A 26,101-nucleotide genomic window follows, 5' to 3' on the forward strand; every position below is an offset into this window, starting at 1 on the left:
TAAATCGGGAAAGGCGAGGGTGAGGCGCCGGAGGCGAGTGTTGATGCCTCCGGCGGGAGTTTATCTGGCCAGATGAATGCGGATCAATCGATTTCCGACAGGCGAGCAAGGGCGGTTTTGAGCTGCTCTGCTTCCGCTTCGCGGTCCGCGAGGTTCTGCTGCGTCTCGGCGACAACCTCTGGCGGGGCAGACTGCGCAAATTTTGGATTGTTCGCGCGGCCGGCGAGCCCTTTGATTTCCTTTTCGAGTTTTGCAAGGCCTTTGGCCAGGCGGTCCTTTTCGGCGTCGACATCGATGAGGCCTGCCAGCGGCAGGGCGAAGGTTGCACCCTTGACCGCCACAGTCAGGGAGCCTTTGGGCACTTCGGCGGCATCATTGATGTTTTCGATCCGGGCCAGGCGCTGGATCATGGGCAGGTTGCTGGCCTGTGCCTTTTGCGCATCGCTGTCAGCCTCGATCCGCAGCACGTCGATTTTCAGACCGGCGGGCACATTCATTTGCGCCCGGGCCGAGCGGACACCGTCGATGAGGGAAATCGTCCAGTCCATTTCGGCCTGCGCCTGCGTGTCGACCAGATCGCCCGTCAGCTGTTCAGGCCATGGCGTCAGTGCCAGCATCTGATCGCGGGTGCCGGTGAGGGACCACAGCTCTTCTGTGATGAAGGGCATGAAAGGGTGCAGCAGGGCAAAGCACTGGTCAAGCACCCAGGCCATGGTCTGCTGTGTTTCCAGCTTTTCGGCCGCCGCACCGTCAAGCAGCAGGGGTTTGGAGAATTCGACATACCAGTCGCAGACCTTGCCCCAGACAAAGGCATAGAGTGCGTTTGCCGCATCGTTGAAGCGATATGCAGTCAGGGCGGCGTCCACCTCGGCGCGGACCTTTGCCGTTTCACCGATGATCCAGCGGTTCACGGTTTGCGCGGCCTGCGGGATGCCGTCTGCACGCGGGGCGGTGAAGACATCGTTCATTTCCGCAAAGCGCGCGGCGTTCCACAGCTTCGTGCCGAAGTTGCGGTAGCCCTTGATGCGGTCTTCGTTGATTTTAAGCACGCCGCCGATGGCCGCCATTGCCGCATTGTTGAACCGCAGGGCGTCAGCCCCGTAAAGGTCGATCATCGCCAGCGGGTCGATGACATTGCCGCGGGTCTTTGACATCTTCTCGCCCTTGGCGTCGCGGACGAGCTGGTGCAGGTAGACGGTGTGGAACGGAATTTCATCCGTCACGGCCAGCGACATCATCATCATCCGCGCCACCCAGAAGAACAGGATGTCCTGACCGGTGATCAGCACATCGCCGGGGAAGTATTTCGCAAGTTCCGGCGTTTGTTCAGGCCAGCCCAGCGTGCCGAAGGGCCACAGGCCGGAGGAGAACCAAGTGTCGAGGACATCGGGGTCGCGGGTCAGGGATTTGCCGGGGGCCATCGCCTGTGCTTCGGCCTCGTTAATGGCGCAATACTGGTTGCCGTCCTCGTCGAACCACACCGGGATCTGGTGACCCCACCACAGCTGGCGCGAGATGCACCAGGGTTCGATGTTTTCCAGCCAGTGATAGTAAACCTTCTCTCCGCTTTCGGGAATGATCTGGGTGCGGCCGTCGCGGACCGCGTCAAGGGCGGGGCCGACGATTTGTGCCGTGTCCACGAACCACTGGTCGGTCAGGGCAGGTTCGATGACGACGTTGGAGCGGTCGCCGAATGGCTGCATGATTTTCTTGGCCTCGACCAGCGGGACCAGTTCGTCGGCTTCGGTGCGGGCTTCGCCGCCTTCCTCTGGCGCGGTGGGGGCCTTGACCGCCGCCTTGCCAAGGCGCGGGTCGGTGGCGACCGTCATCACGGCAAGGCCTTCGGCGGTGATGTCCGCGATGACCTTTTCGCGCGCCTCGAACCGGTCGAGGCCACGGTAAGCTTCTGGTACGAGGTTCATGGCGGCGATCTTGGCTTCGTCAAAGCTTTCGTCGCCGTTGGCGATGGCCTGCGCGGTTGCGGCTTCCTGGGCGTAGGGTCTGCCATCGGCGCGCATGCGGCCTTTGGTATCCATCAGGCTATACATCGGGATGCCGCCGCGCTTGGCGACCTGGTAGTCGTTGAAATCGTGCGCACCGGTGATTTTCACCGCGCCGGACCCGAAGGTCATGTCGGGATATTCGTCGGTGATGATCGGGATCAGGCGGCGGGATTCTTTCGGGCCGACGGGAATTTCGCACAAGTGCCCGACGATTGCGGCATAGCGGGTATCGTCCGGGTGGACGGCAACGGCACCGTCGCCCAGCATGGTTTCGGGGCGCGTGGTGGCGATGGAAATATAGTCGCGTTCTTCTTCGAACAACACTGCGCCATCCTCGTCCTTTTCGACGTAGGTATAGGTCGCGCCGCCTGCGAGAGGATATTTGAAGTGCCACATGTGGCCGTCGACTTCGCGGTTTTCAACCTCAAGGTCGGAAATCGCGGTTTCGAAATGCGGGTCCCAGTTCACAAGGCGCTTGCCGCGGTAGATCAGGCCCTTGTTGAACATTTCGACAAAGACCTTGAGCACGGCGTCATGAAAATTGCCGTGCTTTTCGCTGTCTGGTGCCGTTTCCGCGCCCGACATGGTAAAGGCAGAGCGATCCCAGTCCATGCTGTCGCCCAGACGCTTTGCCTGATCTTCGATCGTGCCGCCGGACTGCGCCTTCCATTCCCAGATTTTCGCGATAAAGGCCTGACGCCCCAGTTCGGCGCGGCCCGGCTGCTGGGCCGCAGCAAGTTGTTTTTCCACGACAAGTTGGGTGGCGATGCCGGCGTGGTCCAAGCCAGGCTGCCACAGCGTGTCAAAGCCCTGCATCCGTTTCCAGCGCGTCAGGATATCCATCAGCGTGTGGTTAAAGGCGTGGCCGACGTGCAGCGCGCCGGTCACATTAGGCGGCGGCAGCATGATGGTGAATGTTTCATCCCGGCGTTTGCCTGCGCCGGCCTTGAACGCGCCGGCCTCTTCCCAGGCGGCATAGATCGCGGCTTCGCGTGCGGCGGGGTCAAAGGTCTTATCCAGGGCCATGGGGCGTGTCCTTACATCTGTTTGGCTGTGGTTTACCCAAAGGGGGCCAAGGGGAAAAGGGGCAATGCCCTGCTCTGGACACTGGCGCGGTCTGGGTTAGGGTTTGGCAGGATGGATAAAGGTGGCTTTGCGATGGAAAAGTTCGGGAAACGTCAGCCGGTCACCCGGGTCGAGGATCAGCGTTTCCTGACCGGGCAGGGGCAGTATATCGACGATATTGCGCCAAAGGATGCCTTGTTTGCCGTCTTTGTGCGTTCGCAGGTGGCGCATGGCACGCTGACGGGGATCGATGCGGATGACGCGCGGGCGGCGACGGGTGTGCATGCGGTGCTGACGGCGGAGGATTTGCTGGCGGCAGGCATGGTACTGGATCTTGCCGGTGCGCAGATCAAGACGCGCGATGGCGGCAAGGGTGCGCATACGCGGCGGCCCGTTCTGGCGCAGGGTCAGGTGCGCCATGTCGGAGAGCCGGTTGCCTGCGTGATCGCAGACACGCTTGCACAGGCGCGCGACGCGGCAGAGCTGGTCATGGTGGATATCGACGATTTGCCCGCCAAGATCGACGTCGCGGTCGGCGGGCCGATGTTGCACGATACTGCGCCGGATAACCTTGCGTTCGATTACGGCCTTGGGGACGAAGCGGCGACCGATGCCGCCATCGCGGCAGCGGCCCATGTCGTGCAGGTGCAAGTTACCGACAACCGCATCATCTGCAACGCGATGGAGGGGCGCGGCTGTTACGCCGAGGTCACCGATGGCCGCCTGCATGTCGCGGTGAACGGGCAGGGCGTCTGGGTGCCAAAGGGCGATCTGGTCAAGCATTTCAACCTTTCGCCAGAGGATGTGCGCGTGACCACGCCGGATGTGGGCGGCGGTTTCGGGATGAAGGCGATGCGCTATCCCGAACCCTTTGTCGTGGCCCATGCCGCCCGTGCATTGGGCCGCCCCGTGCGCTGGATGTCGGAACGTACCGAAAGCATGTTGACGGACAATGCCGGCCGCGATCTGGTGACGCAGGCGACCCTTGCCTTTGACGCAGGTCACCGGCTGACGGGGTACAAGCTGGATACGCTTGCCAATATGGGGGCCTATAACAGCCAATTCGGGCAGGGCATCCAGACCGATCTGTTCAGCAAGGTCTTGACCGGCACCTATGCGGTCAAACACGCCTATATGCGCACCCGCGGTATCTATACCAACACCACACCTGTTGACGCCTATCGCGGGGCAGGGCGGCCAGAGGCGATATTTGTCCTTGAACGGTCCATGGACGAGGCGGCGCGCCAATTGGGCATCAGCGGCTGGGATCTGCGTAAGCGTAATTTTATCGCGCCTGACCAGTTTCCCTATACGACGGCCAGCGGCGTGACCTATGACGTAGGCGAATTTTCGGCGCTGCTGGACCGGGCGCAGGACCGGGCCGACACGGCGGGATTTGCCGCGCGCAAGGCGGCGTCGCTGGCGGCGGGAAAACTGCGCGGGCAGGGAATTTGTTACTATATCGAAAGCATTCTGGGCGATCCTTCGGAAACCACAACGGTGGAGTTTACGAAAGGTAGTGGCGCTTTGATCTATGTTGGCACGCAGTCGAACGGGCAGGGGCACGAAACGGTCTATGCGCAGTTTCTGTCGGACCAGACGGGCATTCCGGCAGACCGGATTGCCGTAATCCAGGGCGACAGCGACCGTATCGCGACGGGGGGCGGCACCGGCGGTTCACGCTCTGTCACGGTGCAGAATACCGCCACGCTGGCGACGGTGGATGCGATGATCGCAGCGTTCAGGACCTACCTGAGCGAGAAGGAGGGCGGCACCGTCAGCTTTGACGACGATCGCTTTCGCATCGCAGGATCGAACCTGACGCCAACCATGCTGGAGGTTGCGGAGATGGCCCGCGCGGACGGGCGCACGGACCTTTTGCGCTACAGCCAGCGGATCACACTGGATAACCGCAGCTTTCCCAATGGGGCCCATGTGGTCGAGGTGGAAATTGACCCCGATACTGGCGAAACAGCCGTTGACCGGTACACGGTGGTCGATGATTTTGGCAATCTGATCAGTCCTACACTTGTCGAAGGTCAGGTGCACGGCGGCGTCGCGCAGGGCCTTGGGCAGGCATTGATGGAGCGCGTCGTCTTTGACGACACGGGCCAGTTGCTGACCGCCAGTTTAATGGACTACGGCATGCCCCGCGCCGCGGACGTGCCGATGATCGACTTTTCGACCCGCGGAACCCCGTCGCTATATAATCCAATGGGCATGAAAGGCTGCGGCGAGGCGGGGACTGTCGGTGCGCTGGCCGCCGTCGCCAATGCTGTGCTGGATGCGCTATGGGACAGCGGCGTGCGGCAGATTGAAATGCCCTTTACACCGCACCGCGTCTGGGGCTGGCTGCAGGAGGCACGCTCTGAACCCGCGTAACTGGCTTCTTGGCCTTTTCGGCCTTCGACCGCGTCAGAAAAGCGGCGCACACCGCAAGCGCGGGCCGGCGACGCATGTCATCATTCTGGATGGCACGATGTCATCCCTGACGCAGGGCAATGCGACGAACGCCGGCCGCACCTTTAAATTGCTGCGCGAGGTCGGGCAGCGCGCAAACCTGACCGTCTATTACGAGGCCGGAATTCAATGGACGGACTGGTATCATACCTGGGACGTGATGACTGGCCGCGGCATGAACCGGCAGATCAGGCGCGCTTATGGCGTGCTCGCCTCGCGCTATCGGCCCGGTGATACCATTATTTTGATGGGCTATTCGCGCGGTGCCTTTGCCGTGCGATCGCTGGCCGGGCTGGTTGGCCGTATTGGTCTGTTAAAACATAACGAGGCGACGGTCAGCGCCGTGCGCACCGCCTATCGCCACTATCAGGCCGGTGGCGGGTCAGAAGCTGCCGCAGCCTTTCGGCGCCTGATGTGCCACGAATACGTCGCGATCGAGGCGGTTGGCGTTTGGGATACGGTCAAGGCGCTGGGCCGCCGCACCCCGCTGGACCGCGCTGACCGTCACGGGTTTCATGACCACCGGTTGGGCCCCCATGTGCGCCACGGTTTTCACGCACTGGCCCTAGACGAGCGGCGCAATGTCTATCGTCCCGTGATGTGGGACACCTCCTCGGGAAGCGACGCTATCGTCGAACAGGTCTGGTTTCGCGGCACGCATGGCGACGTGGGCGGTCAGGTCGGCGCCTATCCACCGGCGCGCCCGCTGGCGAATATCCCGCTGGTCTGGATGCTGGAAAAAATCAATGCCTGCGGTGTGCCGCTGCCCCAGAACTGGAAGGATCGGTTTCCCTGCGACCCCAGCGCACCTTCGATCGGGCAGTGGCACGGCTGGGCCAAGGTTTTCCTGCTACGCCAGCCACGTGCAATCCTGCTTGATCCGTCCGAAAGCCTGCACGACAGCGTTGCGCCGGTCGTGTTCGATCCGCCCCATGATGCCTATCAGGCCTAGGGTTTGGCGATCTGCATAATCAGACAGGTCGTCGAACCGGTTGCATAAAGCGTGCCATCGGTCCCTTCGATCCGGCCAGAGGCGACGCCAGTGGACCGGCCCGCGTGATCAACAAGCCCGGTCGCGATCACAGCAGTGCCGGGCGGGATCGCCCGCACAATATTTATTTTGTATTCCAACGTGGTATAGACCGATCCTTTCGGCACGGTCGTCATCACGGCGCAAGCCATGCAACTATCCAGAACTGTCCCATACCAGCCGCCATGGACGCCACCAACCGGGTTCAGATGGTCAAAGCCGGGGGTTCCGTGAAACTCTGCACGGCCGGGCCCTATGGCGTGCAGCAGAAAATTCATGCCCTGTGCGATGGGCGGGCCCGCCAGTTCGCCAGCCAGAATGGCCTGCATGAACTGCAGGCCCGACATGGACAGAACAGTATCGCGATCAGGCAGATCGGCGGGGGATCGGGCAATCGGCATCGCAGGCTCCGGCGTTGTGTCGCCTCAGGCTGCCGGGTCAGGCTACGTTTTGCAAGCGTGTCTGCGGCGTAATGCCAAGGGCACGGCAGACGTCATGGGTCAACTGCGGCTTGTTCAACGTGTAAAAGTGCAGGTGGTCCACGCCGCCTTTCAGCAGATCGTCGCACAGCTCTGTCGCCAGTGCGGTGGCCAGCAAGTCAGCATTGCCGTCGCGCAGCGCGTTTTCAAAGGCTTGCGCGATGACGGGCGGGATTGATGTGCCGGTTGCTGCGGCGAATTTCGACGCGCCTTTCCAATTTTCGACAGGCAGGATGCCGGGAATGATCGGCGCATCGATCCCCGCTTTCACGCATTTATCGCGGAAACGGAAAAACGTATCTGCTTCGAAAAAGAATTGCGTGATCGCGGCAGCCGCACCTGCGTCGATTTTGCGCTTCAGCCATGCCACATCGGCATCCTGGCTTGCAGCTTCTGGATGCTTTTCAGGATAGGCCCCGACCCGCAGCGTGAACTTGCCGGTTGCAGACAGCGCTTCGATCAACTCCACCGATGATGCAAAACCGTCCGCATGCGCAGTGAACTTTTCGCTGCCCTTGGGTGCATCGCCGCGCAGGGCGACGATGTCCGTGATGCCGGCCGCAGCATATTCGTCAGCAATTGCAAGAGTTTCCGCGCGGGTGGCATCCACACAGGTCAAATGCGCGGCAACCTTCAGACCAGAGGTCTTGTCGATCGTCGTGACCGCTTCATGCGTCAGTTTGCGTGTCGTGCCGCCGGCGCCATAGGTGACAGACACGAATTCAGGGGCCAGCGGGGCCAGCACATTCACGCAATCCCACAGCCGGAACGACCCTTCGAGGTTTCTCGGCGGGAAGAATTCAAAAGAAATCTTGGGGCGTGTCATGGCGGCATCCTGTTCTGCGGTCTTGTTATATATCTCATATCGCGGCATATGAGACAAATTCATAACGCTCACGATGATTATGAGGACAACTGCGATATGCATATCGAGTTCCGTCACCTGCGCACAATCAAGGCGATCCATGATACGGGCGGTCTGTCCAATGCCGCCGATCTGCTCGGGATCACCCAGTCCGCCCTGTCGCACCAGATCAAGGGGATCGAGGATCAGGCCGGAGTCGAACTGTTCGTGCGCCGGACGAAACCGCTGCGATTGTCGTCGGCGGGCATGAAATTGTTGGCGGCGGCGGAAAATATTCTGCCGCAGGTTACTGCACTGGAGGCAGAGTTTGAAGGGCTGATTACGGGCAAGGCGGGCCGGCTGCATATCGCGATCGAGTGTCACGCTTGTTTTGAATGGCTGATGCCCGTACTGGAAGCCTTTCGCAAAGCCTGGCCAGAGGTGGATGTCGATATTCGGCCCGGTCTTGCTTTTGACGCCTTGCCTGCCTTGCGCCGGGAAGAAGTCGATCTGGTCGTATCGTCCGATCCAGAAGAGCTGGACGGGGTCACGTTCACGCCGATCTTTGACTATGAGCCGGTCTTTGTCGCTGCCGCGGTTCACCCGTTGGCGCAAAAAGCCTATGTCGAAGCCGAAGATTTCAGGGGACAGAATTTGATCACTTATCCGGTCGACCGTCATCGGCTGGATGTGTTCAGCGAATTGCTCACCCCCGCAAAGGTGGAACCTGCAGCAGTGCGACAGGTAGAATTGACGGCCATGATCCTTTTGCTGGTGGCGTCGAACCGGGGAGTTGCGGTGTTGCCCGACTGGGTCGTGCGGCAGGTGCGTTACAATTCCGATTACGTCACCCGACCGTTGACAAGCACCGGGATCACAAAGCGGCTTTATGCGGCGACGCGGACAGCTGATGATGGCTTGCCTTACCTAAGCCATGTCATCCGGCTGGCGCGGCAGGAGGCGGTCAAGCTGCAGCGCCCCTAGGCTGCGACGGTCGCATCCCCCGCTTGCAGAAACGCACTTGTATCGTCTAGCGACAGCGCAGGTGAAAACAGGTATCCCTGCACCGTCTGGCACCCCATGTCGCGCAGAATGTCCAGTTGCGCGGTTGTTTCGACGCCTTCCGCAACGATGCGAACGTCAAGTCCCCGACCCATATCGAGGAAGGATTTGACAAGCACATCCGTGGCGCGGTCTGTGCCGAGCCTGCTGACAAAGCCTGTATCCAGCTTTAATTCGTCGAATTCGAGTTCCTGCAAATGCTGGAAGGTTGCAAAGCCGGTGCCAAAGTCGTCAAGCGATATGCGCACCCCGGCCATGCGCAGCATCGATATAGAATCCTTGATGGTCTGCCCCGCGCGAGCAATGAAAATATCCTCTGTCACTTCAAACATCAGGTGACCGCTTAAATTGGGGTGGCGGCCCACGACATCAAGCAAGCCATCGCGCCCGGCTGCTGTTGCCAGCGTGACCTCTGACAGATTGATCGATACCTGATCCGGTAACAGGTTCAGATTTTGTAATGTTGTCATATCCTTCAGGACGGCTTGCAGCATGTGGTCCTGAAACTCTGCCTGCAAGTTCACTTCGTTAATTGCCGGCAGAAAAGAGCCGGGCGTGCGCGGCTTGCCCTTGGGCTGCATCCAGCGCGCCAAAGCTTCAAGACCTATGATACGGTTCGTTGCGATATCGACCTGTGGCTGGTAAAATGGACAGATTTCGCCTTGTTGCATGGCTGACAACAGGCGCGCGCGGTCGTTCAGGTTTGATCGCTTTGGAATGATGTGCCTGTCATAAATGACAATTCGGGATTCCAGGTTGTTCTTGGCGTGGAACATGGCCTGATCTGCTTCGTTCAAGAGTTGATCAACACTTGCACCATCATGGGCAGGTGCGATGCCGATGCTGGCCGTTATTTGCAGCTTGCGATGGTTGTGTCGCATCGGTTGGTGCAGATGGCTTTGAATCATATCTGAAATGCTATGAAGCTCTGACGTATTCAGGGGGCCGGGCCAGGCCATTGCAAATTCATCACCGCCAAGCCGGGCGACCGCACCCGCACCAATACTTTCTGCGGTTAGTCTGCGGGCGACTTCCTTCAGCAGGGCATCCCCAGCCGCGTGGCCATAGCTGTCATTGATGGGTTTGAACCCGTCCAGATTGATCAGAAACAACGCGCCCGATGCGCCATGGCGATGGCCATCACCACGCAGGATATTGCTAGCCAGATCATCAAAGGCGCGCCGGTTCGGTAGTCTGGTCAGGGTGTCACGCAGGGACAGATCTTTAAGCTCTATCAGGCGGCGGGCAGCAAGTTCGCGCATGTTTTCATAGGCCGAAATTGAGTCCTTGTGCGTCTGCGTCGTTTGAACGGAGTTGGCGAAATAGACCAGCAGCAAGCCACCGACCGTGATTGCATCCATCGGATCAGGCGGGGCAAAGGACCGGGCGAACAGGTTGCTAATAACAACAGCGACGATGATGTAAGACGGAAGCAGCATCGACCAGTTGTAGATCGGAACTGCAACAAACGAATTTGACACATGCACAAGCGCGCCAAACATCCAGATGCAGGCGCAGATCACGGCGGCTGTCGTCGCGCCCGCCCCGAACAGGGCCCCGGCTGCCATATAAATTGCGGTCGTCACAATGGCGACGGTCCAGATCGCAGCACAGCGCCGCAGGGGCGGTGGCGGTGCGTCAATGCCCACACCGGCCCCTGCCAGATAGGCCGCCGCTTCTGATATCGTGACCGTGGCGGCGATGATGGCTGCGGATCTGTAATCTTCGCAATAGGCAAGGATGGCGCAGACCACTGGAATAACGCTCATGCGGGATAGCCGGTCGCGGCGCACGATATGCGCTGTCAATTGCGTTTCCAGAATGAATCGGTCTTTCAGACGGTCCAGCATTTGCTACCTTGGTGCCACGTTCCAAAGCGTTATCGGGGGAGCTTGCAAAGATTCCCTTAACATCAACGCGCCGCCGGACCTTGTATGGCGGGCCTTGCCGTCCTATACGCCGCCCTTGATCCATGGACGGAGGCCCCGATGGCTGGCAGTGCGAACCTCAATGTAATGATGAAAACCGCCCGCAAGGTCGGCCGCGCCTTGCTCAAGGACTTTGGCGAGGTCGAACAGCTGCAGGTCAGCACCAAAGGCCCGGGCGATTTCGTCAGCCGCGCCGACCGTCAGGCCGAGGAAACGATCCGCAACGAGCTGATGCACGCCCGTCCCAGCTACGGCTTTCTGGGCGAAGAAGGCGCAGAGATCGAAGGCGAGGATCCCACCCGTCGCTGGATCGTCGATCCACTGGACGGCACTACCAATTTCCTGCACGGTTTGCCGCATTGGGCTGTGTCCATCGCCCTTGAACATAAGGGCCAGGCCGTGGCCGGCGTTATCTATGATCCGGTCAAGGATGAGATGTTCTATGCGGAAAAAGGCGGCGGTGCATTTGTCAACGAATCCCGTCTGCGCGTGTCGGGCCGTCATCGCCTGATCGACAGCATTTTCGCCACCGGCCTGCCATTTGCAGGGCGCAGCGATCTGCCGGAAACGCTGCAGGATCTTGCGCGTATTTTGCCAACCTGCGCGGGTGTGCGCCGGTTCGGTGCGGCGTCCCTCGACCTCGCTTATGTTGCGGCTGGCCGTTATGACGGCTTTTGGGAACGTCGTCTGAAGCCTTGGGACATGGCCGCTGGCCTGATCATCGCCAAAGAGGCGGGCGCGATTGTCGAATTGATCACGCCGGATGGCGATCCGCTAGCCGATGGCACCGTGCTTTGTGCCAACAACGATATTTTCGCGACTTTCGCCAAGGTGATCCGCAAAGCTTAACGCTTGCGGCGCACTATCGGGATGCGGCTTGATCCGTCCATGTATGTCATGGGCGGATTTTGCGGCTCTCCATCTGTCGCGCGCCAGAATGTCAGGCCGCCCAGCCGCAACCAAAGCGGCACAGTCAAGATGATTCCAGCCACGAATCCCCCGATATGCGCCCAATAGGCGACGCCGCCGTCGCCTTGCGGTCCCAGCCCGCCAAAGGCTTGCATGGCAAACCACAGGCCTAGCATCAACCAGGCTGGCACGGGGAATATCTTGAAAAAGACGATCAGGATTAGGATGATATCGACCCGCGCGCGGGGAAATAACAGCAGATAGCCGCCCATGACCCCCGCGATCGCGCCAGAGGCTCCGACGGTCGGCACGGGGGATGACGGATCAGTCACGACCTGTGCCAGACCCGCTGCGATACCGCAGCAGGCATAAAAAACGGCAAAGGTCAGATGCCCCATCCGGTCCTCTATGTTGTCGCCAAAAATAAATAGAAACAACATGTTGCCGGCAAGGTGCAGAAACCCTGCATGCAGGAACATCGACGTGACAAGGCCGGCAAGACCCTCTCCGCCTGACAGGCGCGCGGGGATCAGGGCGTAGTTGTAGTAGAACCAGTTTAGCGCGTTATCGTCGGTAATGGCCGCGGCCGACCATAGCCAGACCGCGATATTGGCGATCAGCAGGGTATAGGTCACGTAGGGCGTACGCCGGGACGGGTTGTGATCGCGGATCGGAAACATGGCCCATAGGGGCAGCGGGGCAGGGCGGGGTCAAGGGCTTAGCTGAAGCAGGAAGGCAGTGGGGGGTGCCGATGTGTTGCGCCCCCCTTGGCCCCTCAGGGTGTCAGAACCGAAACCTCTGCCAGCAGGGCAGCGTTGCCGCCGGCTGCGGTTGTGTCGATGCAGACGTGGCGTTCGTGCATGACATGGGCGATGTCCGGCGTTGCAGTAATCAGTGCCGTGATCGGCCCGTCGCGATCTGCCAGCGCCCGCGCATAGGCGCGGCCTTGCACCGCGTCGCCCCACCAAATGGCGGCCGCCAGGGGTGCAAGTGTCGTCAGAACGCCGGGGGCCACGGTGCCCTGTGCCATCACGGGCTGTCCGCCCCATTGTTCGACCTGCTTGGCCTGCGCTGCCACGGCGGCAGGGCCGGGGCCAAGGCACAGCACGGGACCGCGCGGATGCAGGGTCAGCCTGTTGGATTCGCCTGTTGGCCCGGGCATGTCACGCGGCGGCGTCGCCAGGGGCTTGGGCGCATCGGTCAGGGCCTGCGCCAGCCGGGCCGGGCGATCTTGGCTTTCCCATTCCGCGGGCGTTGCGGTGGCGGGTCGCGGCGCGGTAAATCGGGGCAGATATTGTGGCCCGCCCGCCTTGGGCCCCGTGCCCGAAAGCCCTTCGCCTCCAAAGGGTTGAGAGCCGACAATCGCACCGATCTGGTCGCGGTTCACATAGATATTGCCGCAGTCGATGCGGTTGACCATCATTTCGACCCGGTCGTCAATGCGGGTGTGCAGGCCAAAGGTCAGGCCGTAACCCGTTGCGTTGATGGCGTCGATAACCTTGTCCAGATCTTGCGACTTGAAACGCACGACATGCAGGACAGGGCCAAAGACTTCACGCTCCAGTTGATTGATGCTGTCCAGCGCGATGATTGTAGGAGCCACGAATTCACCAATGCCGGGCACAGCCAGCTGATGCAAAACGCGCCCCTCTGCCGCGGCCAGCGTGATATGCGCGTTGATTCCGCTGCGTGCATCGGCGTCGATGACCGGGCCGATATCCGTGGACAGATCCCACGGATCGCCTAAGGCCAGCGTATTCATCGCGCCCTTCAGCATGGTCAGCAGTTTGTCAGCGATGTCGTCCTGCACATAAAGGCAGCGCAGGGCTGAACAGCGCTGACCAGCCGACCGGAATGCGCCGTTGACGATATCGCGCACCGCATCTTCGGGCAGGGCTGTGCTGTCGACGATCATGGCGTTCAGCCCGCCGGTTTCCGCAATCAGCGGTGTGCCGGGGGCGCAGTGATCGGCCATGCTCGACGCAATCTTGCGCGCTGTTGCGGTCGATCCGGTAAAGGCGACACCGGCAACGCGGGCGTCGGCAGTCAAAGCGGCCCCCACATCGCCGCCGCCGGGCAGGCATTGCAGGGCGTTGGTTGGCACGCCAGCCTTATGCATCAGGCGCACGGCCAGCTGCGCGATGGCGGGCGATTGCTGGGCAGGTTTCGCCAGCACGGCATTGCCTGCGGCCAGGGCGGCGGCAATTTGACCGGTAAAGATCGCCAGCGGAAAGTTCCACGGGCTGATGCAGGTCCAGATGCCACGGGCCTTGGCGTCTGGCATTCCCCGCGCCTCTGCCGCGTAATAGCGCAGGAAATCGACCGCCTCGCGAAGCTCTGCGACCGCGTCGGGCAGGCCTTTGCCGGCCTCTCGGGTCAGTATGGCAAAGATTTCGCCAAACTGCGCTTCGAAGGCATTCGCCGCCGCATCCAGAATATCGGCGCGGGTGCCCGCCGGTGCATCCCAAGGGGTTGCCGCGTCAAAGGCAGCCGTCACGACCGCAGGCGAGGCCGCGATTACGCGGCTGACCAGGTCGCCGGGGCGGGCGGGGTTCATCATCAAAGTGGCTTCGCTCTTGTCATCGTATCTGGCAACCTGCGGTGCCACATCCCAGACCGTATCCTTGTAAGGCGCACGCGCTTTGCCGATTGCGGCCAAGGTCGGTTCATGCGTCAGGTCGAACCCCATGGAGTTCACCCTTTCTGCGCCGAACAGTTCTGGCCCGCTTCTGATTGCATGACGCACGCCGATCTGATCGAACGGATCGGCGGCCACGGCCTCTGGCGTGACATCCTCGTCCACAATCTGGTTTACAAAACTGGAATTCGCGCCGTTTTCCAGCAGACGGCGCACAAGATAGGCCAGCAAGTCTTCGTGTGCGCCGACAGGTGCATAGATGCGGCAGCGGGTATGCTGATCGTTCAGCACGATGGTGTGCAGGGTTTCCCCCATGCCATGCAGACGCTGGAATTCATAATCAGAGGGGTTGCGATCCAGCTGCCCCGCAAGGTCCAGAATGGCCGCAACGGTATGCGCGTTATGCGTGGCAAATTGCGGATAGATGCGGTCTGTCATGCCCAGCAGCTTTTGCGCGTTCGCGATATAGCTGACGTCGGTATGGGCCTTTGCGGTGAAGACGGGAAAGCCGTCGATCCCCATGACCTGAGCCCGCTTAATTTCAGCGTCCCAATAGGCACCCTTGACCAGACGAACCATAATCTTGCGGTCCAGATCGGTGGCCAGCGCATGCAGGTAATCAATCACCATGCCCGCCCGTAAGCCGTAAGCCTGTACCACGACGCCAAAGCCGTCCCAGCCCGCCAAGGCCGGTTCGCGCAGCACGGCATCAATCACGTCCAGCGACAGGGACAGGCGGTCGGCTTCTTCTGCGTCGATGTTGAACCCCATGCCCGCCGCCTTGGCCAGGATCGCCAGCGCCGTCACGCGAGGCACCAGTTCGGCCATAACGCGGTCCGCCTGCGCGACTTCGTACCGCGGATGCAGGGCCGACAGCTTGACCGAAATACCGGGGTTTTCTGCGACGCTGTCGTGCACACAATGGGCGGCAATGGCGGAAATCGCGCGGGAATAGGCCAGCTGATAGGTGCGCGCGTCCTTGTCCGTGCGCGCGGCTTCACCCAGCATGTCGTAGGAATAGGTAAAGCCCTTGGCCTGCATCCCCTCGGCCCGTTTCATCGCCTTGTCGATTGTCTCGCCCAGTACGAACTGGCGGCCCATTTCGCGCATGGCGCGGCCAACAGCGGTGCGGATCACAGGTTCGCCCAAACGCTTGATCGCGCCTTTCAAATGCCGGGTGATACCGGGCTTTTCATCGTCCAGCACACGCCCTGTCAGCATCAAAGCCCAGGTCGAGGCATTGACGAGGGACGAGGCAGAGTGCCCCAGATGCTTGCCCCAATCGCTTGGCGCGATCTTATCCTCGATCAGGGCATCCATGGTGTCGGCATCAGGCACGCGCAGCAGCGCCTCTGCCAGACACATCAGGGCGATGCCTTCGTCCGTTGACAGGCCATATTCCGCAAGGAAAACCTCCATCAGGCCGGGCTCTGAACTAGCGCGGATGCGGCGCACCAGATCAGCCCCGGCCGCCGTGATGCGGGCGCGGTCAGCGGGCGACAGTCCCGCGCTGGCGGCCAGGTTCTGAACGACCGACATTTCCGGCGCATACATCTGCTGGTCGATGGCGGCACGCAGGGTTTCAAAAGGATCGTGAGGCATGACAGGCTCCTAAAGGTTGCGTCATTCTACCGCCTTGTTGAAAGTCAATCTGACCGCTAAACAGCGCATATCAGGCAAATACGTCTGCTTTTTACTGTGTTAGGTATCTGAAATGGCTGCAGCGCTCGACTCTTTCGATGCTAAAATACTTGACGTGTTGGCCGTCGATGGCCGTATCAGCGTCACCGCTTTGGCGGATCGAATCGGGCTTTCCAAGTCCCCTACGCAGGCCCGCCTACGCCGGCTGGAGGCGGACGGCATCATTCGCGGCTATCGTGCGCTGTTCGATCCAATCCGGTTGGGGCGCGATCACGTCGCCTTTGTCGAGGTGCGACTGACCGACACGCGTGAAATCGCGCTGCAAGCTTTTAACCGGGCCGTGCTGACCGTGCCGCAGATCGAACAGTGTCACATGATTGCAGGATCGTTCGATTATCTGCTGAAGGTGCGCACGAAGGGCATGACCGATTATCGGCAAGTGCTGGCCGATTTCATTTCAACGCTGCCGCATGTGGCGGGAACATCGACCTATGTGGCCATGCAAACCGTCAAGGAAGAGGGCACAGCCCCCGTCGCGCCCACAACCTGACCCTTGCCCCCGCCCGCGCACGGCGTTACGAAAACGCCGTGCCCCCGTGGTGGAATGGTAGACATCGGAGACTTAAAATCTCTTGGCTTAGGCCGTGCCGGTTCGAGTCCGGCCGGGGGCACCATGCAAAAGGGGCGCAGGTTTGATCCTGCGCCCCTTTTCACATTCAAAAGACTGCGATCAGCCGTCGATTTGGCCGGCCATCTGGGCGATTGCCTTTTGATAGACGCCCGCAGCGTTCCACTGCTGGATTACGGCAAAGTTTGGTTGGCCTTCTTGATAGCCCGCGCCGCGCTGCCAGCCTTTTTGCGCCAGAAAGTTCGCGGTGGACGCAAGGGCATCGGACTGGTTTGTCAGATCGACGACGCCATTGCCGTCTGCGTCCACGCCATAGCGGGACACGTTACCGGGCAGGAATTGCGTGTGGCCGACTTCGCCGTGCATCGCGCCGATGGTGCCCGACGACAGGCTGCCGCGGTCAACTAGTTGTAGTGCCGCCATCGCATGCGGGGTGAAAAAATCGCTGCGGCGGCAGTCATAGGCCAGGGTCGAAATTGCAGACAGGACATTGCTGTCGCCCATGAAGTTGCCAAAGCCGGTTTCCATGCCCCAGATCGTCACGACGATGGACGCGGGCACGCCATAACGGTCCTCTAGGCCGGAAAAGAAATTCGGATTGTTGGCGATCTTTTGGCGGCCCTGCGAAACGATCGTGTCTGCGCCGCGGATGCGCAGGAATTCATCAAGGCTGTATTTGAACGACTTCTGATTGCGGTCGGCGCTGATCGTGCGGGTCGCGTATTGGGTCGCTGCCAGCGCGGACAATCCACGATCACCGACGCCTTGGGCGGCGGCTTCGGTCGCGAATTGCTGCTTCCAAGTATCGAACCCGCCGGCGTCATTGCCGCAGGTGGCGGCTCCTGCGGTAGAGGCGGCGGTGATCAAGGCGGCGGCGATGGCAAAAGGGCGCATATCAGGCTTTCCAGCTGGGAATGATTTGGCCGCTACATAGCACGAATGCAGCGTTATCCAATATCACGCCCCTGATAGCGCCCTTTCGCGCGACAAATGGCGATCAGGTGCGCACCCCGGCAAAGCGTTCGGCCCAGTCGTCGCGCTCTGCTTCTGTGATCTTGCGGAACAGGTTTTCCGGCACGTCAAAGGCGTGACCGGCGGGCAGGGCGTGCAGGGCGGCGGCGATATCGGTCGGCCAATCCGCAGCGTCGGCGCGGACGGCCACCAGCATCGTTTTCGATGCATCAGGGATAAAGGGCGCGGACAGGATCGCATAAAGACGGATCAGGTTCAGGCCCATGCGGACTTGGGCTGCGGCCTGTGCGGGGTCGGTCTTGAACGTGGTCCAAGGCGCGGTCGCCTGCAGGTATTCGTTGCCCGCGACCCAGATCGCGCGCAGCTCTGCCGCCGCTTTGCGAACCTCGATTGCGTCCATATGCCCTTCATAGGCTTTCAGACGGTGGGTCAAATCATCGATCAGCGCCGCCTCTGCCGGGCCTTCGGTGCCGCCGTCAGGGACAGTGTCGCCGAACTTGGACCGGCAGAATTTGGTGATGCGGCTGACGAAGTTCCCCAGAACGTCGGCAAGGTCCTTGTTCACGTCCTGCGTGAAGGTGTCCCAAGTGAATTCAGCATCCGAGGATTCCGGCGCATGGGACAGCAGCCACCAGCGCCAGTAGTCGGCGGGCAAAATGTCTAGCGCCTGATCCATGAACACACCGCGCCCGCGCGATGTGCTGAACTGGCCGCCGTCATAGTTCAGATAGTTGAACGACTTGATGTAGTCGACCAGCTTCCAGTTGTCGTCCGCGCCCATGATGGTCGCCGGGAACGACAGGGTGTGAAAGGGCACGTTGTCCTTGCCCATGAACTGGGTATAGCGCACGTCGTCAGCGCCTTTGTCGGTGCGCCACCAGCTTTCCCAATCGCTGCCTTTGCCCGCATCGACCCATTCCTGCGCGCAGGCGATGTATTCGATCGGCGCGTCGAACCAGACGTAAAAGACCTTGCCTTCCATCCCCGGCCAATCCTTGTCGCCATCCTTGACGGGGATGCCCCAATCCAGATCGCGGGTGATCCCGCGATCCTGCAGGCCGTCGCCGTCGTTCAGCCACTTTTTCGCGATGGAGGTGGTCAGAATTGGCCAGTCACCCTTGCTGTCGATCCAGTCGGCCAGCTGACCCTTCAGCTTGGACTGTTCCAGATACAGGTGCTTGGTCGTGCGCACCTCTAGGTCGGTCGCGCCGGAAATGGTGGATCGGGGGTTAATCAGATCGGTCGGGTCCAGCTGTTTGGTGCAGTTGTCACACTGGTCGCCGCGCGCATCCTCGAACCCGCAGTTAGGGCAGGTGCCCTCAATATAGCGGTCGGGCAGAAAACGGCCGTCGGTGACGGAATAGACCTGCTCTTCAGTCACTTCGCGGATCAGGCCCTGATCGTGCAAGCGGCCGGCAAAGGCCTGCGTCAGCTTGTGGTTTTGCGGGCTGGAAGACCGGCCGAAGTGGTCAAACGACAGCCCGAAGCCGCTGGCGATCTTTGCCTGCACATCATGCATTTCCGCGCAATAATCCGCGACTGGCTTGCCTGCCTTGGCGGCGGCCAGTTCCGCCGGGGTGCCGTGTTCGTCTGTAGCACATAGAAACAGCACCTCGTGGCCGCGACCGCGCAGGTAGCGGGCAAACAGGTCGGCTGGCAGCTGGGACCCGACAAGGTTTCCCAAATGCTTGATGCCGTTGATGTAGGGAATGGCAGAAGTGATCAGGTGGCGGGCCATAGGGGGACTTTCTGTTGCTTGACCGTCCTTCTAGCGCCGGGGCCGCGGTATGGAAAGGGCAGGGTTGGGCGGACAGCAAAGCGTTTTATCAAAGGCGCTTTGCCTTTGGTGCGGCATCGGGCTAGGTCGAGCGCAACAGCGAAAGGACACGTTCGATGAAAACCCTGACCCTTGGCCGCACCGATATCACTGTCACCGACTGGTGCCTTGGTACGATGACCTTTGGCAACCAGACCCCGATGGATGACACCCACCGCCAGATCGATATGGCGCTGGATGCCGGTCTGAATTTCATGGACTGCGCCGAGATGTATCCCGTGAACCCCGTATCCAAGGAAACTGTGGGCCGGTCGGAAGAATACCTGGGCGCGTGGTTTGAAAAGTCGGGCCGCCGCAATGACTGGGTGCTGGCGACTAAGGTCGCTGGCCCGAACCCCGGCTGGGCCCGCGATGGCGCAGGCTATGATGGCGCGACGATCGAAGGCATCATCGATGCCTCGCTTGCGCGGCTGAAAACCGATGTGATCGACCTTTATCAGCTGCACTGGCCGGACCGGGGCACGTGGTCGTTCCGTCGTAACTGGGGTTATGATCCCTCGGGGCAGAACCGCGCGCAGACGCTGGACCACATGCATGACGTGCTGTCGGCGCTGGACCGCGCCGTCAAAGCCGGCAAGATCCGCGCTGTCGGCCTGTCGAATGAAACGGCATGGGGCACGACCAAATGGTGCGATCTGGCCGAACAGCACGGACTGCCGCGCATGGCAACACTTCAGAACGAATATTCGCTGCTGTGTCGTCACATCGACACCGACCTGTCGGAAACCATGGTGAACGAAGACGTGACGCTGTTGTCCTACTCTCCCCTTGCGGCGGGTCTGCTGACGGGCAAATATCAGAACGGCACCGTGCCAGAGGCAAGCCGCATGTCGTTGAACGGCGATCTGGGCGGGCGCAAGACAGATCAGGCCTTTGCCGCGACGCAGGCCTATCTGGATATTGCGGCCAAGCATGGGCTGGATCCCGTTCATATGGCGATGGCGTGGCAGTCGACGCGGCCTTTTGCGGTCAGCGCGATCTTTGGCGCGACCACAGCGGACCAGTTGGCCCATATCCTGTCCGGCCGCGATGTCATGCTGCCCGATGCCGTGCTTGACGATATTGCTGCGGCCTACAAGGCCCACCCAATTCCGTATTAACGGACAACAAACAGCCGTATCGCACGCGGCGCTTGCCCTTGATCTGTAAATCGCACACCGTTGCGGTTGCCGGATCAAGGGCGTTTTGCTTTGGTCAGCCTCAGGAAAGCAACCATCATGAAACGCCTTGCCCTATTGTTGTTGCTTGCCGCCTGCGCCAAGCCGCTGCCCGATGAACCCGTCGGCCAATTGTTCGAAGTTTACCGCGACCGCAACGTGCCCATCGGCTCTGCGTTAAATTTTAATGCGGACCGTTATGCGGGCACCTGGTACGAAGTCGCACGCTTTCCCGTCCCGTTCGAGGCAGGTTGCGCTGGGGTTACTGCTGAATACGCGGCCTTGCCCGATGGCGGGTTATCGGTGCTGAATACCTGCCGGGAACTTGATGGCATGGTGCGCAGCACGATCAAAGGCCGCGCCGATGTCACCGGGCCGGGGCGGCTGAAAGTCAGCTTTGACACCTTGCCCTTTGCTTCTGACTACTGGGTGCTCTGGATCGACGAAGGCTATCGGACCGCCGTTGTCGGCACGCCGAACGGGCGGGCGGGGTGGATCCTGAACCGCGACCCCAAGATTCCCGCCGACCGGTTGCAGGCCGCTCGGGACGTGCTGGCGTTCAACGGTTATGACCTGACGAAGCTGGTCAGGGTGCCGCAGTAACCAAAGGGCGGCGGTTCAGATCAGCCGCTTGCCCGCCAGCCGCGTCACCAGATGCGCCTCGTCATCGTTGCGAAAAAAGGGAACGGTCAGGGGCGCGTCTGGGTCAGCTAGATGGGCAACCAGTTCGGCTAGCACCACTTCGGTGATAAAGGGCAGATCAAAGGTCCGGGCCTGAGCTAGCGGCACCCATTGCAGCAAGGACAGCTCGTCCTCTGCCCGGGTGAAATCATCGGGATCGGTGATCAGATCATGTGCATCGGCCAGAAAGAAGCGTGCGTCAAAGCGGCGGGGCCGGCCTTGGGGCGTGACGGCGCGAAAGAAATAGCGCAAATTCGCCGCGTTAGGCAGATGACCTGTCGCCGCAAATCCGCGCCAGCCGCGGGGTGCATCCGGCCAGTCGCCGGGCGCGCCGATGATATGGCCGGTTTCTTCCCACAACTCTCTGATTGCGGCGGCCGCCAGCGCGGCGGGGGGAAGCCGGCTGTCGGCTTGTAGGGCGGCGCATTGATCTGCCGGCAGACCCTGCACCGGCACCGTGTGATCAACCAGATCCACCGCGCCGCCAGGAAACACAAACTTGCTGGGCATAAAGGCCGCGGCGGCCCCGCGTTGCCCCATCAGCACGGAAGGCTCATCCCCGCGGCGCACCACGATAATGGTGGCCGCGTCGCGCAGCGCCGATTTGTCAGTTTGAATTGCCAAAGCCATGCATCCGGTTGGCCCATTGAATCCCGACAACCAGACCCTTGAGGCGCGGCAGCAGGAACAGCGACAGCGCCACCGTGCCCACAGTAAAGATTGTCGCCAGCAGCAAAGGGTCCGGGCGGTATTCAACAAAGCTGTAGATCAGGATCGGGGCCAGCAAATGTCCGACAATCAGGATGGTCAGATAGGCCGGGCCATCATCGGCCCGGTGCCCCGACAGGTTTTCCTGACACACAGGGCAGCGGTCCACCACCTTAAGGAATCCGGTAAACATGTGACCTTCACCGCAGTTGGGGCAGCGCCGGCAAAAGCCGCGCCACATTGCGTTTTTCGTTTCACGCTCTGTTGCGGCATGGTTTGGCGCAGAACGGGTTGGATCGGTGTTGGACATCATGACTCCTTCGCTGTCTTGGTCGCACTGAACGGCAGAAAATGAAAGAGCCGCGGTGCCCTTTGTGTCCAATGGTCGCGGGGGCCGGGAAAAACTTTGCCAGCCCGGCGACGGAAGTTTCAACGCGCTGCGTATTACCTGCATCGACGGCCAGACAAGGTCGTCGCTAATTAGAAAATACAAGGACGATGCAAATGAAAACGACCATGATCATGACGGCCCTGTTGGCCAGCCTGGCACTTTCCGGTGTTGCAGGGGCGCAGACAGCCGATGCAAATGACACGCAAACGACTGCCCCCGCAGACCGCCCCGACCGGCCGGAACGCCCTGACTTTGCTACGCTGGATGCGGATGGCAACGGCGCACTGACGCTGGAAGAACTGCAGGCGCAGGGCGCGGCACGTTTCGCCGAAGCCGATACAAACGGTGATGGCGGCCTGTCCGCAGAAGAGCTGACAGCACAGGCCGATCAACGCCGGGCAGAGCGTACCGCCAAGATGATCGAAGAGCACGACGAAAACGGTGACGGCCTTCTGCAAGCCGAAGAAATGGGCCCGAAGGGCGACCGGATGGAAAAGATGTTCGAGCGCATGGATGCCAATGACGACGGCACCGTGGACGCGGACGAATTCGCCGCCGCCGGTGACCGCATGGGTCACGGTGACCGCAAGGGTCATGGCGAGCGTGGCGGCAAAGGCCCCAAGCAGCGCGGCTAAACTGAACGACAACGGCCGGGGTGGTGCATCGCCCCCGGCCGTTGCGACCCCTTCGTGAACGGCGTAAGTTATGCGGGATATGATCGACTTGCCATTAGACGCGGACCAAATCCCGGACTCAGCCTTGCTGGTGGCCTATGCTAATGGTGATCCTGCCGCGGCACGCGATCTGTCGGCGCGCCTGTTGCCCCGCGTTATGGGGCAGGCTGTGCGGATGTTGCAGGACCGGACCGAGGCCGAGGATGTCGCGCAAGAAGCAATGATGCGCCTGTGGAAGATTGCGCCGGACTGGCGTCAGGGCGAAGCGCAGGTCAGCACATGGCTGTACCGTGTGGTCGCCAACCTGTGCACAGACCGCTTGCGGCGGCGCAAACGCAGCGGCGTCGGTTTGGACCAGATCGCAGAACCCGCTGATACCGCACCAGGTGCGGCGGCAGTCATTCAGGACGAAACACGGCTAAAGGCCTTGTCCGATGCTTTGGCGCAATTGCCGGACCGGCAGGCACAAGCGGTGGCACTGCGGCATCTGGAGGGGCTGTCAAACCCTGAAATTGCCGTGATTATGGATATTTCGCCGCGGGCTGTCGAAAGCCTGACGGCACGCGGAAAAAGGGCGCTGTCAGCCGCTTTGGCAGATCAACGTGAAGCTTTGGGGTATGATGATGACTGAACGGGACATGAATAATCTGGACCAACTGCTGAATACTGCACGGCGCAGGGCGGTACCCGCAAGCGACGACTTGATGGCGCGGGTTCTGGCAGATGCGGTTGCCCTTCAGCCGGCCGCCGGTACAGTGCGGCCGCAACAAACGGCCTCGCGCACGGGCTGGCTGCGCGATCTGATTGGCGGTTGGCCTGCGCTAAGCGGTGTTCTGGCGGCAGGTCTGACCGGCCTGTGGGTCGGTGTGGCACCGCCTACCGGCGTTGAAAGTCTGGCTGCCACGATGATCGGCACCACGCAAACCGTGACATTCCTACCTGAAACCGATTTTTCCCTGTTCGAGGATCCTTCCGATGGCTGATCCGTTTCCACCTTCGCGCCGCACCCGTATCATGCGGATTGCTTTGGCGATTTCTTTGGCCGTCAATCTGGCGGTTGCCGGTCTTGCGCTTGGCTTTGCCTTGCGGGGCCATGATGGCAAGCCGCCGCGCGATTTCGATATGAGCCTTGGTCCGGTCGCCCGCGCCCTGTTGCCAGAAGACAGGCTTGCGATCCGCAATGCGTTAAAGACTAATCCGGACATGCCCCAGCGCAGGCCGCGGGCTGATGACATTGCCGATCTTGTCGCGGCCTTGTCTGCTGACCCTTACGATTCGCAATCTTTGCGCGCCACCTTGGCACAGCCAGTGGGACGGGCGGCGAAGGTTCAGGATATTGCAGCAACGGTACTGGCGGACCGGATCGATGCCATGTCGCCGGCGGACCGGCTGGCGCTGGCGGGCCGCCTGCAGCAAAGCGACGACAAGCGGTCTGAAAGGTAACGGTCACGATCGCCGCATGGGCGATCCGGACCGGTTTTCATTCTACGCCGGTGCAGAGGCATCAAATGGCGCACCCTAGTTCAAAGGTGCGCCATTTTGACGTTTAAGCGGCAAAGCCAGAGCCTCGCGGCAATGTCTCGCTGCGGTCTGACTGACGGAAATTGCATCGCGCCCATTTGCTTTTGCCACGTAAAGCGCGGCGTCGGCCCGCTTGAATAGATCACCTAGGCTGGTCAGTTCGTCCGGCTTTTGCGAATCGACCGCAACTCCGACGGAAATTGTGACATGCAGGTCATTGTTGCCATCGCCGATGGGAAAGGGCCGAATGTTCACAAGGCGGCGCAAACGCTGTGCGGCGGCTTTCACCTCCTCCAGGGTGGTGCGGGGCATGGCGATCAGGAACTCCTCTCCTCCAATGCGGGCAACGAGGTCTTCGGGGCGGAAGTTCTGAAGCAGACGATCGGCCAGACCGCAAAGAACCCGGTCGCCCGCCGTATGGCCAAAGCCGTCATTGATCCGTTTGAAATGGTCGATGTCGATCATCATCAACCCGTAGTGGCATCCCGATGCATGCGCTTTTTCCGCGATCTGGCGCAGGTGGGTTTCGGCGTACCGGCGATTGTAAAGTCCTGTCAGCGGATCCGTCATGGCGGCATGGAACCCATCGCGCAGCGTGTCCCGCAGGCGATCCTGATTGAACTTGTGCCGTAGCAGGGACCGGACACGCAGCATCAGTTCGTCCGGGGTGACATCACCAAGGATTAGATCGTCCGCCCCCAGATCAAGCAACATCGCGGCTGTTTCCGTATGTTGCCGTGGCAGGAGGATAAGCTGGGCGGAAAGGCGCGTCGATTCACGCGCACGCAAATCGGCGACAAGCCGGAAAAGCTGACCCGCTGACAAATGCGCGGTGCTGCCGTCGATGATAAAAAGGTCGGTCTTTCCCGCGCGGTCGTCGTCGATCAGGGCGCAGTCAGATGTGCTGACGCGGATCCGCTGGTTCATGCCGGTTTGCAACTGCATCGTTCGGGCTGCCGCGGCATTGGGACAATCAGACAACAGGGTGATGGCGGCCGGTGCAATTCTGGGGGCGCGCGTTTCTTCCAGACCGAAATTTCGATTGGTGCCGTCGCGCATTTGCAGTTCCCGTGACAGGTTGCGGCGGCGCATCAGGCTGCGCACCCGGGCCAGCAACAAGCTATCACTAATCGGACGCGGCAAAACATCGTCTGCCCCGGCATCAAGTGCGCCAAAGCGGGACATGGTGGAATTGGTCGCGCCGACTGAAATGATGGCGATATGTCCGGTGTCCGGATCGCTGCGCAGGGTGCGGCAAAAACTGTGGCCGTCTTCGGACGGATCAGTCAGATTGATCAGGATAAGGTCAGGCAAATCGGTTGCAATCCGTGCAGCCGCTTCCGCGCAGGTCGCAACAGCCTCTACATCATATTTCGCGGCAAGCATCTTGACCCGCAGGACAATTCGGTTGGTCGAGACTTTGTCGACGATCAATATTTTGCCGGACATCTTGCAATCCTTATCTGACGGTTT

22 protein-coding genes and 1 tRNA gene are annotated in these 26,101 nt (G+C 60.9%); 12 read left to right on the forward strand and 11 right to left on the reverse strand.

Annotated features, from left to right (window positions below; genetic code table 11):
* Positions 1-83 precede the first annotated feature (83 nt).
* On the reverse strand, positions 84-3,029 hold the full coding sequence (locus tag SJY10_RS05825; protein WP_386680438.1) for a valine--tRNA ligase: 2,946 nt from the start codon (positions 3,027-3,029) through the stop codon (positions 84-86).
* Between the two features lie 132 nt (positions 3,030-3,161).
* On the opposite strand from SJY10_RS05825, the gene SJY10_RS05830 reads away from it, so the two are divergent.
* Together SJY10_RS05830 and SJY10_RS05835 are read left to right on the forward strand one after the other, a co-directional pair.
* The gene (locus tag SJY10_RS05830; RefSeq protein ID WP_386680440.1) at positions 3,162-5,450 is read left to right on the forward strand and encodes a xanthine dehydrogenase family protein molybdopterin-binding subunit; all 2,289 of its coding nucleotides are present in this window, start codon (positions 3,162-3,164) and stop codon (positions 5,448-5,450) included.
* Positions 5,437-6,480 carry a DUF2235 domain-containing protein gene (locus tag SJY10_RS05835; RefSeq protein WP_386684533.1) on the forward strand — a complete coding sequence of 348 codons (1,044 nt, stop codon included), beginning with the start codon at positions 5,437-5,439 and terminating at the stop codon, positions 6,478-6,480. The genes SJY10_RS05830 and SJY10_RS05835 overlap by 14 nt, the downstream gene beginning before the upstream one ends.
* Here SJY10_RS05835 and SJY10_RS05840 read toward each other — a convergent pair.
* Both SJY10_RS05840 and metF read right to left on the reverse strand, forming a co-directional pair.
* Positions 6,477-6,959, reverse strand: a complete 483-nt coding sequence (locus tag SJY10_RS05840; RefSeq protein ID WP_386680442.1) for a PaaI family thioesterase — start codon at positions 6,957-6,959, stop codon at positions 6,477-6,479. The genes SJY10_RS05835 and SJY10_RS05840 overlap by 4 nt on opposite strands.
* Before the next feature lie 37 nt (positions 6,960-6,996).
* Entirely contained in the window at positions 6,997-7,863 is an 867-nt protein-coding gene (gene metF, locus SJY10_RS05845) for a methylenetetrahydrofolate reductase [NAD(P)H] (protein WP_386680444.1), read from the reverse strand.
* A 96-nt stretch (positions 7,864-7,959) separates the two neighbouring features.
* Here metF and SJY10_RS05850 point away from each other — a divergent pair, with 96 nt between their 5' ends.
* Entirely contained in the window at positions 7,960-8,865 is a 906-nt protein-coding gene (locus tag SJY10_RS05850) for a LysR family transcriptional regulator (protein ID WP_386680446.1), read from the forward strand.
* Here SJY10_RS05850 and SJY10_RS05855 read toward each other — a convergent pair.
* Positions 8,862-10,793 carry a putative bifunctional diguanylate cyclase/phosphodiesterase gene (locus SJY10_RS05855; protein WP_386680448.1) on the reverse strand — a complete coding sequence of 644 codons (1,932 nt, stop codon included), beginning with the start codon at positions 10,791-10,793 and terminating at the stop codon, positions 8,862-8,864. The two genes, SJY10_RS05850 and SJY10_RS05855, sit on opposite strands and share 4 nt — an antisense overlap.
* Before the next feature lie 138 nt (positions 10,794-10,931).
* Here SJY10_RS05855 and SJY10_RS05860 point away from each other — a divergent pair, with 138 nt between their 5' ends.
* Positions 10,932-11,720, forward strand: a complete 789-nt coding sequence (locus SJY10_RS05860) for an inositol monophosphatase family protein (RefSeq protein WP_386684536.1) — start codon at positions 10,932-10,934, stop codon at positions 11,718-11,720.
* Here SJY10_RS05860 and SJY10_RS05865 read toward each other — a convergent pair.
* The gene (locus SJY10_RS05865) at positions 11,717-12,460 is read right to left on the reverse strand and encodes a rhomboid family intramembrane serine protease (RefSeq protein WP_386680450.1); all 744 of its coding nucleotides are present in this window, start codon (positions 12,458-12,460) and stop codon (positions 11,717-11,719) included. The two genes, SJY10_RS05860 and SJY10_RS05865, sit on opposite strands and share 4 nt — an antisense overlap.
* Before the next feature lie 95 nt (positions 12,461-12,555).
* On the reverse strand, positions 12,556-16,020 hold the full coding sequence (putA, locus tag SJY10_RS05870; RefSeq protein WP_386680452.1) for a bifunctional proline dehydrogenase/L-glutamate gamma-semialdehyde dehydrogenase PutA: 3,465 nt from the start codon (positions 16,018-16,020) through the stop codon (positions 12,556-12,558).
* 112 nt (positions 16,021-16,132) lie between these two features.
* Here putA and SJY10_RS05875 point away from each other — a divergent pair, with 112 nt between their 5' ends.
* Together SJY10_RS05875 and SJY10_RS05880 are read left to right on the forward strand one after the other, a co-directional pair.
* On the forward strand, positions 16,133-16,609 hold the full coding sequence (locus SJY10_RS05875; protein ID WP_386680454.1) for an Lrp/AsnC family transcriptional regulator: 477 nt from the start codon (positions 16,133-16,135) through the stop codon (positions 16,607-16,609).
* Positions 16,610-16,649: 40 nt separating this feature from the next.
* Positions 16,650-16,733: transfer RNA gene (locus SJY10_RS05880), tRNA-Leu, on the forward strand.
* A gap of 56 nt (positions 16,734-16,789) precedes the next feature.
* Here the strand turns inward: SJY10_RS05880 and SJY10_RS05885 are convergent.
* Together SJY10_RS05885 and metG are read right to left on the reverse strand one after the other, a co-directional pair.
* On the reverse strand, positions 16,790-17,581 hold the full coding sequence (locus SJY10_RS05885) for a lytic transglycosylase domain-containing protein (RefSeq protein ID WP_386680456.1): 792 nt from the start codon (positions 17,579-17,581) through the stop codon (positions 16,790-16,792).
* A gap of 103 nt (positions 17,582-17,684) precedes the next feature.
* On the reverse strand, positions 17,685-19,397 hold the full coding sequence (gene metG, locus SJY10_RS05890) for a methionine--tRNA ligase (protein WP_386680458.1): 1,713 nt from the start codon (positions 19,395-19,397) through the stop codon (positions 17,685-17,687).
* Between the two features lie 155 nt (positions 19,398-19,552).
* On the opposite strand from metG, the gene SJY10_RS05895 reads away from it, so the two are divergent.
* Positions 19,553-20,596, forward strand: coding sequence for an aldo/keto reductase (locus SJY10_RS05895; RefSeq protein WP_386680460.1), 1,044 nt, complete (start codon positions 19,553-19,555; stop codon positions 20,594-20,596).
* A 117-nt stretch (positions 20,597-20,713) separates the two neighbouring features.
* Positions 20,714-21,256 (forward strand): lipocalin family protein, encoded by a 543-nt coding sequence (locus SJY10_RS05900; protein WP_386680462.1) that lies wholly within the window; start codon positions 20,714-20,716, stop codon positions 21,254-21,256.
* Positions 21,257-21,271: 15 nt separating this feature from the next.
* On the opposite strand, the gene SJY10_RS05905 is transcribed toward SJY10_RS05900, so the two are convergent.
* Both SJY10_RS05905 and SJY10_RS05910 read right to left on the reverse strand, forming a co-directional pair.
* Positions 21,272-21,958 carry an NUDIX domain-containing protein gene (locus SJY10_RS05905; RefSeq protein ID WP_386680464.1) on the reverse strand — a complete coding sequence of 229 codons (687 nt, stop codon included), beginning with the start codon at positions 21,956-21,958 and terminating at the stop codon, positions 21,272-21,274.
* Complete coding sequence (locus tag SJY10_RS05910) at positions 21,942-22,355, reverse strand: DUF983 domain-containing protein (protein WP_386680466.1); 414 nt, start codon at positions 22,353-22,355, stop codon at positions 21,942-21,944. The genes SJY10_RS05905 and SJY10_RS05910 overlap by 17 nt, the downstream gene beginning before the upstream one ends.
* A gap of 191 nt (positions 22,356-22,546) precedes the next feature.
* Between SJY10_RS05910 and SJY10_RS05915 the strand changes: the two genes are divergently transcribed.
* The 4 genes from SJY10_RS05915 to SJY10_RS05930 all read left to right on the forward strand — a co-directional run bounded on the left by SJY10_RS05915 (position 22,547) and on the right by SJY10_RS05930 (position 24,550).
* On the forward strand, positions 22,547-23,068 hold the full coding sequence (locus tag SJY10_RS05915) for an EF-hand domain-containing protein (RefSeq protein WP_386680468.1): 522 nt from the start codon (positions 22,547-22,549) through the stop codon (positions 23,066-23,068).
* Between the two features lie 70 nt (positions 23,069-23,138).
* Positions 23,139-23,738, forward strand: coding sequence for an RNA polymerase sigma factor (locus SJY10_RS05920; protein ID WP_386680470.1), 600 nt, complete (start codon positions 23,139-23,141; stop codon positions 23,736-23,738).
* Positions 23,725-24,090 (forward strand): dihydroorotate dehydrogenase, encoded by a 366-nt coding sequence (locus tag SJY10_RS05925; RefSeq protein ID WP_386680472.1) that lies wholly within the window; start codon positions 23,725-23,727, stop codon positions 24,088-24,090. The genes SJY10_RS05920 and SJY10_RS05925 overlap by 14 nt, the downstream gene beginning before the upstream one ends.
* Positions 24,083-24,550: a periplasmic heavy metal sensor gene (locus SJY10_RS05930; RefSeq protein ID WP_386680474.1), complete on the forward strand. Its 468-nt coding sequence runs from the start codon at positions 24,083-24,085 to the stop codon at positions 24,548-24,550. Before SJY10_RS05925 ends, SJY10_RS05930 begins: the two co-directional genes overlap by 8 nt.
* 75 nt (positions 24,551-24,625) lie before the next feature.
* Here the strand turns inward: SJY10_RS05930 and SJY10_RS05935 are convergent, their stop codons facing one another.
* Complete coding sequence (locus SJY10_RS05935) at positions 24,626-26,077, reverse strand: diguanylate cyclase (RefSeq protein WP_386680476.1); 1,452 nt, start codon at positions 26,075-26,077, stop codon at positions 24,626-24,628.
* Positions 26,078-26,101 lie beyond the last annotated feature (24 nt).

The organism is Loktanella sp. R86503 (assembly GCF_042466455.1).
Classification (GTDB): Bacteria; Pseudomonadota; Alphaproteobacteria; order Rhodobacterales; family Rhodobacteraceae; genus Loktanella.

Excerpts from the sequence above, each read along its gene's own strand:
- SJY10_RS05825 (WP_386680438.1), bottom strand. The coding sequence starts at position 3,029 with ATGGCCCTGGATAAGACCTTTGACCCCGCCGCACGCGAAGCCGCGATC.
- SJY10_RS05830 (WP_386680440.1), top strand. The coding sequence starts at position 3,162 with ATGGAAAAGTTCGGGAAACGTCAGCCGGTCACCCGGGTCGAGGATCAG.
- SJY10_RS05840 (WP_386680442.1), bottom strand. The coding sequence starts at position 6,959 with ATGCCGATTGCCCGATCCCCCGCCGATCTGCCTGATCGCGATACTGTT.
- metF (WP_386680444.1), bottom strand. The coding sequence starts at position 7,863 with ATGACACGCCCCAAGATTTCTTTTGAATTCTTCCCGCCGAGAAACCTC.
- SJY10_RS05850 (WP_386680446.1), top strand. The coding sequence starts at position 7,960 with ATGCATATCGAGTTCCGTCACCTGCGCACAATCAAGGCGATCCATGAT.
- SJY10_RS05855 (WP_386680448.1), bottom strand. The coding sequence starts at position 10,793 with ATGCTGGACCGTCTGAAAGACCGATTCATTCTGGAAACGCAATTGACA.
- SJY10_RS05860 (WP_386684536.1), top strand. The coding sequence starts at position 10,932 with ATGGCTGGCAGTGCGAACCTCAATGTAATGATGAAAACCGCCCGCAAG.
- SJY10_RS05865 (WP_386680450.1), bottom strand. The coding sequence starts at position 12,460 with ATGTTTCCGATCCGCGATCACAACCCGTCCCGGCGTACGCCCTACGTG.
- putA (WP_386680452.1), bottom strand. The coding sequence starts at position 16,020 with ATGCCTCACGATCCTTTTGAAACCCTGCGTGCCGCCATCGACCAGCAG.
- SJY10_RS05875 (WP_386680454.1), top strand. The coding sequence starts at position 16,133 with ATGGCTGCAGCGCTCGACTCTTTCGATGCTAAAATACTTGACGTGTTG.
- SJY10_RS05885 (WP_386680456.1), bottom strand. The coding sequence starts at position 17,581 with ATGCGCCCTTTTGCCATCGCCGCCGCCTTGATCACCGCCGCCTCTACC.
- metG (WP_386680458.1), bottom strand. The coding sequence starts at position 19,397 with ATGGCCCGCCACCTGATCACTTCTGCCATTCCCTACATCAACGGCATC.
- SJY10_RS05895 (WP_386680460.1), top strand. The coding sequence starts at position 19,553 with ATGAAAACCCTGACCCTTGGCCGCACCGATATCACTGTCACCGACTGG.
- SJY10_RS05900 (WP_386680462.1), top strand. The coding sequence starts at position 20,714 with ATGAAACGCCTTGCCCTATTGTTGTTGCTTGCCGCCTGCGCCAAGCCG.
- SJY10_RS05910 (WP_386680466.1), bottom strand. The coding sequence starts at position 22,355 with ATGATGTCCAACACCGATCCAACCCGTTCTGCGCCAAACCATGCCGCA.
- SJY10_RS05915 (WP_386680468.1), top strand. The coding sequence starts at position 22,547 with ATGAAAACGACCATGATCATGACGGCCCTGTTGGCCAGCCTGGCACTT.
- SJY10_RS05920 (WP_386680470.1), top strand. The coding sequence starts at position 23,139 with ATGCGGGATATGATCGACTTGCCATTAGACGCGGACCAAATCCCGGAC.
- SJY10_RS05925 (WP_386680472.1), top strand. The coding sequence starts at position 23,725 with ATGATGATGACTGAACGGGACATGAATAATCTGGACCAACTGCTGAAT.
- SJY10_RS05930 (WP_386680474.1), top strand. The coding sequence starts at position 24,083 with ATGGCTGATCCGTTTCCACCTTCGCGCCGCACCCGTATCATGCGGATT.
- SJY10_RS05935 (WP_386680476.1), bottom strand. The coding sequence starts at position 26,077 with ATGTCCGGCAAAATATTGATCGTCGACAAAGTCTCGACCAACCGAATT.